The sequence below is a fragment of the Streptomyces sp. Root431 genome (assembly GCF_001426585.1).
GTDB lineage: Bacteria > Actinomycetota > Actinomycetes > Streptomycetales > Streptomycetaceae > Streptomyces > Streptomyces stackebrandtii.
The window spans coordinates 376266-389106 of the sequence record NZ_LMEI01000012.1 but is presented as its reverse complement, the minus strand read 5'-3'; the positions used below and the strand labels follow the sequence as shown (position 1 = coordinate 389106).

At 72.6% G+C, this 12841-nt stretch carries 12 protein-coding genes; 6 read left to right on the top strand and 6 right to left on the bottom strand.

Translation table 11 applies throughout. From position 1 onward, the window contains the following. Positions 1-45 precede the first annotated feature (45 nt). Positions 46-483 (bottom strand): helix-turn-helix domain-containing protein, encoded by a 438-nt coding sequence (locus ASC82_RS23955; protein ID WP_242427773.1) that lies wholly within the window; start codon positions 481-483, stop codon positions 46-48. 103 nt (positions 484-586) lie between these two features. On the opposite strand from ASC82_RS23955, the gene ASC82_RS23950 reads away from it, so the two are divergent. The 3 genes from ASC82_RS23950 (at position 587) to ASC82_RS23940 (ending at position 3454) form a co-directional block, all read left to right on the top strand. Continuing rightward, positions 587-1441 carry an alpha/beta fold hydrolase gene (locus tag ASC82_RS23950; protein WP_056651683.1) on the top strand — a complete coding sequence of 285 codons (855 nt, stop codon included), beginning with the start codon at positions 587-589 and terminating at the stop codon, positions 1439-1441. A gap of 107 nt (positions 1442-1548) precedes the next feature. Beyond that, a complete protein-coding gene (locus ASC82_RS23945; protein ID WP_056651680.1) occupies positions 1549-2367 on the top strand; it encodes an isocitrate lyase/phosphoenolpyruvate mutase family protein in 819 nt (272 codons plus the stop codon). 202 nt (positions 2368-2569) lie between these two features. Next, the gene (locus ASC82_RS23940; protein ID WP_242427752.1) at positions 2570-3454 is read left to right on the top strand and encodes an NAD(P)H-binding protein; all 885 of its coding nucleotides are present in this window, start codon (positions 2570-2572) and stop codon (positions 3452-3454) included. A 216-nt stretch (positions 3455-3670) separates the two neighbouring features. Here the strand turns inward: ASC82_RS23940 and ASC82_RS23935 are convergent, their stop codons facing one another. Further along, positions 3671-4732 carry a serine hydrolase domain-containing protein gene (locus ASC82_RS23935; RefSeq protein WP_056651678.1) on the bottom strand — a complete coding sequence of 354 codons (1062 nt, stop codon included), beginning with the start codon at positions 4730-4732 and terminating at the stop codon, positions 3671-3673. 293 nt (positions 4733-5025) lie between these two features. Here ASC82_RS23935 and ASC82_RS23930 point away from each other — a divergent pair, with 293 nt between their 5' ends. Next, positions 5026-5448: a hypothetical protein gene (locus ASC82_RS23930; protein ID WP_056651675.1), complete on the top strand. Its 423-nt coding sequence runs from the start codon at positions 5026-5028 to the stop codon at positions 5446-5448. Between the two features lie 64 nt (positions 5449-5512). Here the strand turns inward: ASC82_RS23930 and ASC82_RS23925 are convergent, their stop codons facing one another. The 4 genes from ASC82_RS23925 to ASC82_RS23910 all read right to left on the bottom strand — a co-directional run bounded on the left by ASC82_RS23925 (position 5513) and on the right by ASC82_RS23910 (position 9579). Next, positions 5513-6202 (bottom strand): hypothetical protein, encoded by a 690-nt coding sequence (locus ASC82_RS23925; RefSeq protein ID WP_056651672.1) that lies wholly within the window; start codon positions 6200-6202, stop codon positions 5513-5515. A 121-nt stretch (positions 6203-6323) separates the two neighbouring features. Then, the gene (locus tag ASC82_RS23920; RefSeq protein ID WP_056651669.1) at positions 6324-7967 is read right to left on the bottom strand and encodes a hypothetical protein; all 1644 of its coding nucleotides are present in this window, start codon (positions 7965-7967) and stop codon (positions 6324-6326) included. Continuing rightward, on the bottom strand, positions 7964-8821 hold the full coding sequence (locus ASC82_RS23915; RefSeq protein ID WP_056651666.1) for an ABC transporter ATP-binding protein: 858 nt from the start codon (positions 8819-8821) through the stop codon (positions 7964-7966). Before ASC82_RS23915 ends, ASC82_RS23920 begins: the two co-directional genes overlap by 4 nt. Before the next feature lie 74 nt (positions 8822-8895). Further along, complete coding sequence (locus ASC82_RS23910) at positions 8896-9579, bottom strand: bifunctional DNA primase/polymerase (RefSeq protein ID WP_056651664.1); 684 nt, start codon at positions 9577-9579, stop codon at positions 8896-8898. Positions 9580-9838: 259 nt separating this feature from the next. Between ASC82_RS23910 and ASC82_RS23905 the strand changes: the two genes are divergently transcribed. Next, entirely contained in the window at positions 9839-11221 is a 1383-nt protein-coding gene (locus ASC82_RS23905; RefSeq protein ID WP_056651658.1) for a hypothetical protein, read from the top strand. Positions 11222-11361: 140 nt separating this feature from the next. Next, positions 11362-12822 carry a hypothetical protein gene (locus tag ASC82_RS23900; protein WP_056651655.1) on the top strand — a complete coding sequence of 487 codons (1461 nt, stop codon included), beginning with the start codon at positions 11362-11364 and terminating at the stop codon, positions 12820-12822. Positions 12823-12841: the final 19 nt, after the last annotated feature.

The window sequence follows — 12841 nt, the reverse complement described above, 5'->3', positions numbered from 1 at the left end:
GGCATCCCGGGGGGAGCCTCGGATTCGGGATCTGTCGGGTCGCGGTCAGTCGCCGAGGCGGGTGAGGGTGCTCGGGCCGAGGTGTTCGGCGAGGACCCGCAGCGCGGCCTTGACCTCGTCCAGTCGCTCCGGGTCCTCCAGTACGCGCGTGAGGACGCCGTCGATGTCGGCGGAGCGGACCTCGGCGACGCGGGGGGAGGTCGTCCGGGCGGGGCTGATGAGGGTGCGGCGGCGGTCGGCCGGGTCGGTGTGGGTCTCGACCGCACCCGCCTCGCGCAGGCGGGCCACGCAGGCCGAGACCTTGCTCTGCGGGAAGCCGGTCCTCGCGGCGACGTCCTTCACGGGCGTGCCCGGGTGGGCCTTGATGTCCGCCGCGACGATGATCACGGACTGCGCGCTCGTGCCGTGGCCGCCGATGCCCTCGGTGGGGATGGAGGCCTCGCCGAGCTTCATCAACGTGCGGCCCAGCAGGGCCAGATCCATGCCGTTCACGCGACCACGATACATCGATACGGATGCATCACTCTTGATGCATCAGAACTGATGTATTAATGTGGGGTCCACACAAGGCGAAGGGGGACCTCACATGACCACGACCACGACCACGGCTGCCACCACGACGACCGGCCTACTGCCCGTCGACGGCGCGACCCTCTACTTCGAGCAGCGCGGCACCGGCCCGCTCCTCCTCATCTCGCAGAGCGGCGAAGGCGACGCGGGCCGCACCACCGACCTGGTCGACGCCCTGGCCGACGACTTCACCGTCCTGACGTACGACCGGCGCGGCCTGTCCCGCAGCACGCTCGACGCCCCCGGCGAGCCCGTCACCATGGCCGATCACGTCGACGACGCGCACCGCCTCCTCGCGCACGTCGCCGACGGCCCGGCGCTCATGCTCGGATGCAGCTTCGGCGCGGTCATCGGCTTGCACCTGGCCGCCGCGTACGGAGAGCAGGTCGACACCCTCATCGCCCACGAGCCGGTCGCGCCCTGGCTGCTCGACGCGCCGACCGCGTCCGACGCGCACCGCCGCGAACTCGCGCACCTCCAGGACCTGTTCGCGACGGGCGGCCTGCCGGTCGCCCTGCCGGCCATCGCGGCGTCCCTCGGCATCGACCCGGCGCAGCCCGGCGCGGAACCCGGTCTCACCCCGCAGCCGATGGACGACCGGCGCCGGGCCAACTTCGCCCACTTCATCACCGCCGAGTTCACCGCCCTGCGCACCGACCCCGGCTGCCGCGACCGCCTCCGCGCCACCCCGACCCGCATCCTGCCGGCCACCGGGCGCACCACGCCGACGACGGTCTTCGACTACCAGGCCGCGCACAGCCTGGGGGAGCTGATCGGCCAGGAGGTCATCACCTTCCCCGGCGGCCACAACGGCAACACCACCCACCCCCGCGCCTGGGCGGCCCACCTCCGCGCCACGCTCCACCCGTGATCCTCACGCGGAAGACATGGCCGCGCGCCCGCGATGGACACGGCCGGGTGACGATGGTGTCGGATTCCTGCCGGACACGAGGCTTGGGCGGTTGGTTGGCTGAGCCCATGATCACAGCGCCCATGGGCAAGGCCCTGCTCTTCCGCTCCCTCCACAGCTCCGCACGCCCTCTCGCGCTCGCCAACGCCTGGGACGTGGTGAGCGCCCGTCTCATCGAGGCCGCGGGGGCACCTGCGATCGCCACCACCAGCGCCGGGATCGCCTGGTCACTCGGTCATCCGGACGGGGAAACCCTCTCTCCCGACCGGGCGGTGGACCACATCGCCCGCATGGTTGCGGCAGTCGACGTACCCGTCACCGCCGACATCGAAGGCGGGTACGGCCAGGACGCTGCCGGCGTCGCCGAGACCATCGCGCGGTTGCTGGAAGCAGGCGTCGTGGGCGTCAACATCGAGGACGGAACCCGTCCTTCGGCCGAACTCGGGGCGCGGCTCACGGCGGCCCGGGCTGCGGCAGAACGATCGGGCGTGCCCCTCTTCCTCAACGCCCGTACCGACACCTACCTGTTCGGCCTCGGCGACCCCGCCACCCGACTGGAGCACACCCTGGAGCGGGCGCGTAGGTACGTGGACGCCGGTGCCGACGGAATCTTCGTCCCCGGCGTCACCGACCCCTCCACCATCGCGGAACTCGCCTCAGGCATCTCTGTCCCACTGAACATCATGGCCGGCCCCGGAGCGCCGCACGTCGCCGAGCTGGGCCGCCTCGGGGTCGCCCGAGTCAGCCTCGGCTCAGGTGTCGCCCAGGCCGCCCACGCCGCCACCCGCCATGCCGCACAGCAGCTGTACGACACCGGCGACTACCAACCGCTTGCCGACGCCATCCCCTTCCCTGAACTCAACGGCCTGTTCCCGAAGGCGCGCTGACCGTGCGACTCGACATGCCGAAGGCCGCTCTCGGAACGTGCCGACATGCGCGGGATCCGTGGCGAGGCGATGCTCTCCGCGCCGGGTGCGAATGCTCTCCGTCCTCCCCTGCGTAGCCGCGCGGGCGGATCGCTGGTCGGAACAGCACCTGGCGGCCGCACCGGCCGCACTTGACCTCAATCTTGGTTGAGGTAGGAGAGTCGTGTTCATCGAACGGCGAGACGAGGGGATCCCGATGAAAAAGCCCATGATTCTGGTGACCGGCGCGACCGGAAAGGTCGGCGGTGCGGTGGTGACCCAACTGCGTGCGGCGGGCGTGCCCGTGCGGGCGCTGGTGCGTGGGGAGTCGGACTTCCCGGAGGACGTGCAGGCTGTGCGCGGCGATCTCGGTGATCCCGCGTCTCTGGGCGCGGCTCTGGAGGGCGTCGATTCGGTCTTCCTGGTGTGGCCGTTCCTGAGCGCTGAGGGCGCGTCGGAAGTGATCGACGTGATCGGGAAGCACGCTCGACGCGTGGTGTACCTGTCATCTGCCGGGGTGGGGAGCGAGAAGGAGAAGCCGGGCGAGGCGATCACCATGTTCCACACGGAACTGGAGCGGCTGATCGAGGCATCAGGCCTGGAGTGGACGGCGCTGCGGCCCACCGGATTCGCCGGCAACACGCTGGGCTGGGCGGAGGAGGTCCGCACCACCGGTGCGGTGCAGGCGCCGTTGGCAAGGCTGGCCCGCCCGCTGATCCACGAGGCGGACATTGCTGCCGTCGCCGTTCAGGCGCTGACGACCGACGCCCTGCTCGGCGTCCGCCCGCTGCTCACCGGCCCCGAACTGATCACCCAGGAACAGCAGGTGGCCCTGATCGGCGAGGCGATCGGGCGACCGGTGCGGTTCGAGGAGATCGCACTGGACGAGGCCGCCGAGCAGATGAAGGCCGCAGGCTACCCGGCAGAGCTGGTGGAGGCCGTGTTGCCTGCCCAGGCGGAGCTGCTCGACAACCCGGAGCCGGTCAACGATGAAGTGGAGCGCATCACGGGCACCCCGGCCCGATCCTTCCAGGAGTGGGCGGTGGATCACGCGGCGGACTTCCGCTGAGAGGGACGTCCCTACACGTTGACGTGGGCGATCGAGGCGCCGGATCCCGACTCCGTCGCCCACACGCATAACACCGAGGTCAAGGCCTCCGCTCAGGGGCCCCGAGCGGTTCCGACACTCATGCGTTCCTCGGCCGCCGCGTCGCGCAGCCGCTCGATCACCGCTTCCCGTTCGTCGTCGGAGGCGCGGAGGCGAGATGGGTTAACTGCTCTGTCTTTACCGGTCATTGAGGGCTGCTCCTACCACGGTCTCGACGCGGTCGCGCTGGGCCTTCGGGCCGGCCTCGGCGTCGGGGCGCAGGGTGTAGACGACCCGGCGGTGCGGGGCGGTGGTCGCGAAGACGCCACTCGTCCAGCCGCCGCTGGAGCCGGTCTTGCCCCAGACCTTCGTGCCGTTCAGATCGAGGCCCATCAGCCCGCCGGCGCTGAAGCAGGCCGTGGCCGGAGGGCAGCTGGTGTTCTCGGGGGCGCCGGGAACCGCGGGTATCTCGAAGAGGTGCCGCTGCTGGGCCCGAGGCAGCAGCTGCCCGCCCAGTAGCGCGCGCAGGAATGCGTCGAGGTCGGCCGCGGTGGACGTCAGTCCGCCCTCCGCCCAGGACCAGGCGATCGCCGGCTCCTCGGAGAGGGCGGTGTGGCGCAGGGCCAGGGGGCGCAGGATGCGCCGGTCGAGCTCGTGGGCGAAGGTGCGGCCGGTGATCCGCTCCACGAGCAGCCCGGCGACGAAGCTGTTGAGCCCGTTGTACTGCTGGACGGTCCCGGGCGCCGGGACCTGGCCCGGCCGGGCCGTCGCGTCCGCCTCGAAGGACGCGGTCACCACCCCGCGCGGGTCGAGCGGCACCCGCGCCGGGCGGGGGAAGTCGCTGGTGTGGTCGAGGAGCTGGCGCACGGTCACGTCCGCGTACGCGGGCGGGATCAGCTCCGGGAGGCGGGGGCGTACGGGCTCGTCGATGCCGATCCGGCGTTCGGCGACGAGCTGGAGGACCACCGCGTCGGTGAACACCTTCGTCACGCTCCCCACCGGGAACCGCGCGTCCGCCGCCACCGGCCCCGCCGTCCCCGTGTACGGCTTGCGCATGCCCCGACCCGCCATCCGCACCAGGGCCGCGTCCGTCACGTCGTCCGGGATCGTGGCGAGCAACGCCCGTACCGCGTCGGGGGAGTGGTGGGTGGCCGAGGCGGCCGTCGCCGCGGGGGCCGCGCCGACGCCAGCCGTGAACGCGGCCAGGGCGAGGCCGGTGGCGGCGAGGCGGCGACTGAGGGTGCGGGGGAGGGTGCTCATCGGTGGCTCCTGGGGACGGTGCGGGCGGCTCGGTTCTTCGCCTGACTGCGGCTGGTCCAACCTTCGCGCCAGCAGGGCCTGTTGCTCATCGGTGATCACCCTGAGCCGCCCCGGAGCTCACCCCGACTCCCGCTCCGGGTCGGAGACCGGGGGCGGCGCCGTGGCGGCGCGTGCCGGTGCCAGTGCCAGTGCCGGTGCCGGTGCCGGTGCCGGTGCCGGAGCCCGAGGTCGAGGTCGAGCTCCCTCCGCCCCCCTATAAACCCGGTGTATACGCACTGCGTATAGTCGGCCGCATGGCACCGTCCCCGCGCACCGCGACCGCCCCCCGGCTCCTCAAGGCGCTGTTCGTCTCGCTGCTCGCCGTCGCGGCGGCGCATCTCGTCCTGTCCGACACCCTGCGCCTGTCCTTCAGCAGCCAGGCGGCCTCGACGCTGGGCGCCGCCCCCGGCTACTCGGCGGACCAGGCCTTCACCAACGCGCTGATCAACACGTTCCTGGTGATGCCGTTCGTCCTGTGGGCGGGGATGCGGATCAGCGGGGAGCGGAAGGTCTGGCCGATGGTCCTCGTGGGCACCGCGGTCTGGATCGGCGCCGTGGGGAACGGCATCGACGTCATCGACGACGCCCCCGGGACGCTCCTCCCCCTCCGCTCCCTCGCCCTCGTCATCGGCGTCACGGCGCTCGCCTCGCTCCTGCGGCGCCGGTCACCCGCCTGACCGTCACTTCCTTCGTTCGGTGCCGGTCACCCGCCTGGCCGTCACTTCCCTCGTACGGCGCCGGTCACCCGCCTGACTTCGGCGTCTGACTCGCACCGCTCGACCCCGGTCGGGCCTTCGCCGCCGGAGCGTCCGGGCCGCAGGCCAGCAGGGCCGCCTCCATGGCGTGCCTCTCGCGCTGCTCCACCACCGGCTCGGAACACTCCAGGATGCCCCCGCCGTCGATGGTCCAGCCGATGGCCCGGCCCGTCACCGGCTTCTCGGTCCCGCAGGTGTACCGGAAGTCGCCGGTGACCTCCTCCACCCACGCGTAGTCGACGAAGCTTCCCGCGGCGGTGACCCGGGTGTGGCTCACGAGACTCGGTACCTGCCTGCGGACATTGGCGAACTCGTGGCTCACGCCGTCGTCATCGGCGCTCACCTCGCCGATGCGCCTGCCCAGCGAGAGCAGCGCGGCCTTCGCGTCGCCCCTCGTGCCCTTGTCGAAGGTGACGGCGGTGCGCGGTGTGTGGAGCGGCTTCATGGTGGAGGCGAGTTCGCCGCCGCCCTTGCCGATCTTCTGCTTCTCGCTGATGCCCGTCAGGACGTCCTTCTTGTCCACGTTGAACCACGTGTAGGTGCCGTTCTTGCACGCGGCACCGGTCGTGGGCCCGGCCTTGTCGGCCGGCCCGTCGCTGTCGGACGTGCACGCGGCCGTGCCCGCAAGCAGCGCGGCGACGGCGCACGCCGACAGGAAGGTCTCTTTGATCTTCATGCTCTTGTCCCCCCGGAACCACTGGTCAGATGGTGCAGTCGACATTGCCGACAAGGAACCGGGGAGGCAAGGGACTTGAGCTATTCCAGAGCTCCGGAGAGCACCGGCGGAGGCCGCCGGCTCACCCCTTGCTGACCGCCGCCAGGATCTCCGGCAGCCGCCTCGCCGTGCGCGGCGCCGCCAGCTTCAGGCCCGCCCGGACGAGCAGCGCGCCGTAGAGGGCACCGGCCGGGAGGAGGAGCCACAGGGCGGACTGCCGGTCGGACAGGTGGAGGTAGACCGTCGCGCCGATCAGCGGGGCGCACAGCAGCGCCGAGCCGACCATGCCGCCCAGGATCGACATCCAGGCCAGACCGCCCTGCCCCGGCGCCACGTTCTTGTAGCCGCTGTCCTGCGGGATCGAGTACGGGAAGACCGCCGAGGCCACCGCGCCCGAACCCACCAGCGCGCCGAGCAGGCCGAGCGACAGGCCGAGGGCCTCCGGGAGGGCCGACCAGTCGCCGAGGACGGCGGCCGTCGCCACCGTCACCAGCGCGGTGAAGGGGAGGGTGATCGTCAGCAGGGCCAGAGCCCGCGCCCGGAGTTCGGCGTACGCGTCGGCCGTCGTCGACAGGGTCTGCGCGACCATCCAGAACGCCGACGTGTCCTGCCCGAACTGGTTGTACATCTGGACGCCGAGCATGCCCGAGGCGAAGCACGCCCAGTAGATCGTGCCCGTGCCCTGGAAGGCGTTGAAGAGCGGCACGATCAGGCCCATGGCCAGCGAGGTCACCCACGCGGCCTTCGTCTTCGGGTCGCGCCAGATGTAGCGCAGGCTGCGCTCCATGACCGCGCCCGTGCGCCCGCCCGGCAGGATCCGGCCGAGCAGTCCCGTACCCCCGGACTTCTCGGCGGCCCCCGACCCGGACGACGCGCCGATCGTCGAGCCGTCCGGCTCCACCATCAGCCGCACCAGACTCCGCTGCCACCAGTACAACAGGGCCACCAGCGCCGCCGCCGTGAGCAGCAGCCGGGCCGCCGCCACCACGTGGTCGCCGTTGCTCGCCGCGTCGACCGCGCCGATCGCCGCGGCCGGAGGGAGCCAGCCGACGACGGCCGCCGCCGGTTCGAGCGGACCCATGCCGCCGGTCTGGCCGAGGCGCTGGGCGCCGAAGTTGACCACCTGCATGCCGACCGCGATCACCAGACCGCTGAGCAGCGCCAGGTCACGGCCCTTGCGGGAGGTCAGGAGCCGCACGTTGGCGGCGGCCACCGCCCGGGACAGGGCGACGCACACGGCCGTCACGAGCGGGACGGCGAGGACGGCGACGATCACGCCCGCCGTGCCCCGCGCGACCGACAGGGCCGCACCGAACACGAAGACGAGGGTGAGGACGGGCCCGACGCCCACCAGGGACGCCACGAGCAGGGCCCGGACCAGCGGCCGGGGCTGCAGCGGCAGCATCACGAGCCGCGACGGGTCGAGGGTCTCGTCCCCGCTCGGCACGAACAGCGGCATGACCGTCCAGGACAGCGCGAGCGTCCCGATGACGAGGACCGAGACCGTGGCGGCCGACACGCTGCCCCGCATCACGGCGAACCCCAGCACCGTGATCGCGGCGAACAGGACGCCGAAGACGATCGAGGCGATGTACGCGGCGGTCCGCCCGCCCGACTGCCGCAGCCCGTTCTTCAGCAGCGACAGCTTGAGCCGTACGAAGGTGGATGTCAGGGACGGTACGGGGGCGGTGCCGGCAACAGGCGAGGTGGCGGTGGTCGTGCTCATCGCTGCGCCCCGCCGCCCAGCCAGTCCAGGGACTCCCCGGCGGTCTCGCGCCCGTTCGCCCCGACGAGCTCCAGGAACGCCGCCTGGAGCGAGGGCCGGTCGCCGCGGACCTCCGCGAGCGGGCCCTGCGCGCGGATCCGGCCCGCCGCCATCACGGCGACCCAGTCGCACAGCGACTCGACCAGCTCCATGACGTGGCTGGAGAAGACGACGGTCGCGCCGGACTGCGTGTACCGCTCCAGGACCCCGCGGATGGTCTGCGCGGAGACCGGGTCGACGCCCTCGAACGGCTCGTCCAGGAAGAGCACTTCCGGGTTGTGGAGCAGGGCGGCCGCCAGACCGATCTTCTTCCGCATGCCGGTCGAGTAGTCGACGACCAGCTTGTTCTGCGAGCCCGTCAGGTCGAGGACGTCGAGGAGCTGCGCGGCCCGCTTGTCGACCTCGTCACCGGGCAGCCCCCGCAGCCGCCCGCTGTAGGCGAGGAGTTCGCGGCCGGAGAGCCGCTCGAAGAGCCGCAGTCCCTCCGGCAGGATGCCGATCCGCGCCTTGACCCGGGCGACCGACTCGGGGTCGGACCAGACGTCGTGGCCGGCGACCGTGATCCGTCCCTGGTCGGGCCGGAGCAGGCCGGTGATCATGGAAAGGGTGGTGGTCTTCCCGGCCCCGTTGGGCCCGACGAGCCCGATGAACTTCCCCGCGGGCAGGACGAGATCGATCCCGTTCACCGCGATCTGCTGGCCGAAACGCTTCCACAGCCCCTCGACACGCACAGCGGGCACCGCACCGGCACCCGGTGCGGTGCCCGCTGCGGCGCCCGCCTCTTCGAAAACTCCGTCAAATGCCTGGTCAGGCATGGTCCGTCAACCCTTCGGTTGTCCCCGTGAATACGGGCACCACCATACGGGTGAGGCCAGGCCCGGCCCAGGGATCACTGCGTGCGGTTCCGCGCCTCCGCCGCCTCCCGGCCACACGCGTACGCGAGGGGGCTGATCAGCTCCTCCGCGTCGGGCAGCCAGCGGTTCGCCGGAGTGGGCCGCCGCGCCCACTGCACCGCGCCGACGCCGCCGATCCGGGTCGGCGGGGCCGCGACGTAATGGCCCTCGCCGCGCGTGACGAGATCGATCGCCCCCGGGACCCAGCCCAGCTTCCGGACGAGGTCGGGCACCTTGGTCGCGGCGCCCGGCAGCACGAAGAAGAACATCCGGCGGTCCGGCGTGCAGGTCACCGGGCCGAGCGTCAGGTCCATGCGCTCCATCCGGGCGAGCGCGAGGAAACCGGCCGACTCCGACACCTCGATCGCGTCGAACGTCCGGCCCGTCGGCAGCAGGATCGACGCCTTCGGCGTCTTCGACCACATGCGCCGCGCCCCGACGCCGCTGCCCGTGGCCTGGGTCGACCAGTCGGGCTTGACCGCGTGCGCGCCGGGGACGGCGCACTCCGCGCCGCAGGAGCAGCGCTCCCTGCCCTCGACGGCCTCAAGCCAGGTCCCGGGGAACACGTCCCAGTGCCGCTCTTCCGCGTACCGCACGGCGTTGTCCAGCAGTTGCTCGCCTCGCTGCTGGGGGATCTGTGCGGCTTCCGTGACTCCGATGGTCTCTTCCACGGTGAGCACAACTGCCCCCGTCACCTGGGGTTACGGGCGCGGGGGAGAGCGGTGTGACGCATCGATCCTGCACATGGGGCGCACGGGTGCACCGGCGGGGGCGCGCGGGGGGCCGGGGAGCGGGGATGGGTACGTACGGGTGGGGGGCACGTACCGGCCTGTCCGGTTTCGCGTGTTCACATCGGCATTGACCGGATATCCACCGGGCATTGATCACTTCTCGTGATCACTGCACCTGTGATCACCGCTCGGCCTCAGGGGGTAACTCATGGCAGCCAGGCCACTCGTCGCGCGTCAGCCCAACGAACGGCTCCAGGCGCTCATCCAGGAGGCGGCCTGCTCGCACGCCGGCCTCGCCCGCAGGGTCAACATGGTCGGCGCGGAGCGCGGCCTCGACCTGCGGTACGACAAGACGTCGGTGGCGCGGTGGCTGCGCGGGCAGCAGCCGCGCGGCCGGGCGCCGGGCATCATCGCGGAGGCGCTGGGCCGCAAACTGGGCCGGACGGTCACGATCGACGAGGTCGGGATGGCGAACGGCCGGAACCTCGCCGCAGGCGTGGGACTCCAGTTCGCGCCGACCGTCCTCGGGGCCATCGAGCAGGTCTGCGAGCTGTGGCGCAGCGACGTGGGCCGCCGGGACTTCCTGACGGGCTCGACGGTCGCGGCCTCCGCGCTCGTCGAGCCCAGCAGGGACTGGCTGATCACCGGCCCGGACGCGCACGTGGCGCGGCTCGCGGGCGCGCGCGTCGGGGTCGCGGACGTCGCGGCCGTACGGGAGATGACGAGCGCGCTCGTCGACCTCGACCGGCGGTTCGGCAGCGGCCACGTCCGGCCGGTGGTGGTCCACTACCTCAACAGCGTGGTGTCGGGGATGCTTTCCGGCTCGTACCGCGAGGCCGTGGGCCGGCAGCTCTTCGCGGCGGCCGCGCGGCTCACCGAACTCGCCGGGTACATGGCGGTGGACACGGGCGAACCGGGGCTCGCGCAGCGGTACTACATCCAGGCGCTGCGGCTCGCGCAGGCGGCGGGGGACCGGGGCTACGGCGGCTACGTCCTCGCCGCGTCGATGAGCCACCTCGCCGCGCAGCTCGGCAACCCCCGGGAGATCGCCCAGTTGGCGCGGGCGGCGCAGGAGGGAGCGCGGGGGAAGGTGCCGCCGCGCGCGGAGGCGATGTTCCTCGCGGCCGAGGCGCGCGGCCACGCGCTGCTCGGGGACCTCAGCTCCTTCGAGACGGCGGCGGGCCGTGCCGTACGCGCCCTGGAGCAGGCCGATCCGGAGGCGGGCGACGACCCGGTGTGGATCGCGCACTTCGACCACGCCTATCTCGCGGACGAACTGGCGCACTGCTACCGGGACCTGGGGCAGGCGGAGGCGGCGGCGCGGGCGGCGCGGGAGTCGATCGCGGGGCATCCGGAGACGCGGGCGCGGCGCCGGGCGATCGGGCTTGCCCTGCTGGCCACGGCGCAGGTGCAGCAGCGGGAGGTGGAGCAGGCCTGCCGGACGGGGACGCGCGCGCTCGAACTCCTCGGCACGCTCCGGTCGTCGCGGGGCGCGGAGTATCTGGACGACCTGCGGGAGAGCCTGGAGCCGTACGCCGGGGAGGCGGTGGTGCGGGAGTTCGGGGCGCGGATGGACCTCTCCGCGGCATAGGACATCCGCAGGGCATCTCCTGGATCCGTCGCCGTACAAGAAGGTTGTGTAACCGGGCTCACACGTGTGTGCGGAGCCCTGCGCGCACCCGGTAGCGTGAGCCGACGATTCCGTAGGTAGGTCCATCAGTAGGAGTCCCGGTGACGCAGAACGGACAGGGTCCGGAGCCGCAGTACCCGGCGGTGCCCCCCGCGCACGACGGTGCCCACGGGGGAGCTCAGCCGTGGGACGGCGCCTGGGGTCCCGCCGGTGGTCAGCCGGGCGGGCAGCCGCTGCCGCCCGCGCAGCCGCTGCCCCCGGAGGCGGCGCCGGGCGTCGCCGACATGCAGTCCACGCAGTACCTGCCGCCGGTCCCGCAGCACCAGGCCCCGCCGATACCGCAGATGCCGCAGCAGGTCCCGCCGCAGCCCGGGTACGGCTACCCGCCGCCGGCCGCCCAGGCCGCGGCCGACATGCAGGCGACGCAGCACATCGCGCCGGTCCCGGGCGCGATGCCGCCGGTGCAGCCGCCGCAGCCGGGCTACGGCTACCCGCCGCCGGCCGCGCAGGCCGCCGGGGACATGCAGGCGACGCAGCACATCGCGGCCGTGCCGCCGCACCCGCAGCCGGGCGCGGGCGGCCACACCCAGTTCCTGGGGACGGGGCCGCTCGCGCACCAGGGACCGGGGCAGGCCGCGGGCGCCTCGGACGCGACGCAGTACATCGCCCCGATACCGCCGCAGGCCCAGCCTCCGGCCCACCAGCAGCCCGGTGAGCGGCAGCCGCCCGCCGAGTTCGACAACCTCTTCCGTACGGAGGCGCCGCGGGCCCCGCAGCAGCCGCAGGCCTACCAGCCGCCGCAGCAGCACCAGCAGCCCGCCCCGCCGGCGTACCAGCAGCACCAGGCACAGCACGGCTACCAGCAGCCACAGCAGCAGTACGCGTACCAGGACGCCTACTACGACGACGAGCCCGAGCCGCCGCGCCGCAAGTCGCCGGTCGCGCTGATCGCCGCCGTCGTCGTCGGCTGCGCGGTCGTCGGCCTCGGCGCCGGCATGCTGCTCAGCGGCGAGGACGAGAAGGACCCCAAGACGCCCGGGCAGAACGTCGCGGCGAGCTCCGCCGCGCCCTCCGCCACCACCGAGGCGCCCGCGGAGAAGCCGGCCGACCCGGCCGAGCCGCAGGCCAAGGAGCTGGACAAGCTCCTCGCGACGAGCAACAGCAGCCGGGACACGGTGATCAGCTCGGTCGCGAAGATCAACCAGTGCAAGGACCTCGACGCGGCGGCGAAGGACCTGCGGGGCGCCGCCGAGCAGCGCCGGGGCCTGGTCACCAAGCTCCAGACGCTCTCGGTGGACAAGATCCCGAACAACTCCGCGCTGACGGCCGCGCTGACCAAGGCCTGGCAGGCCTCGGCCGCCGCCGACGACCACTACGCGGCCTGGGCCGACCAGATGAAGGCCAAGAAGGCCTGCAAGGGCAAGGCCAAGCGGACCAACCGGCTGGCCGAGGCGGAGAAGAAGAGCGGCGAGGCCACGGCCGCGAAGCGGCAGGCGGCCGGGTTGTGGAACCCGACCGCCACGAAGTACGGACTGGACAAGCGGACGCCCACCCAGCTGTGATGCCGACCCGGCTGTGATG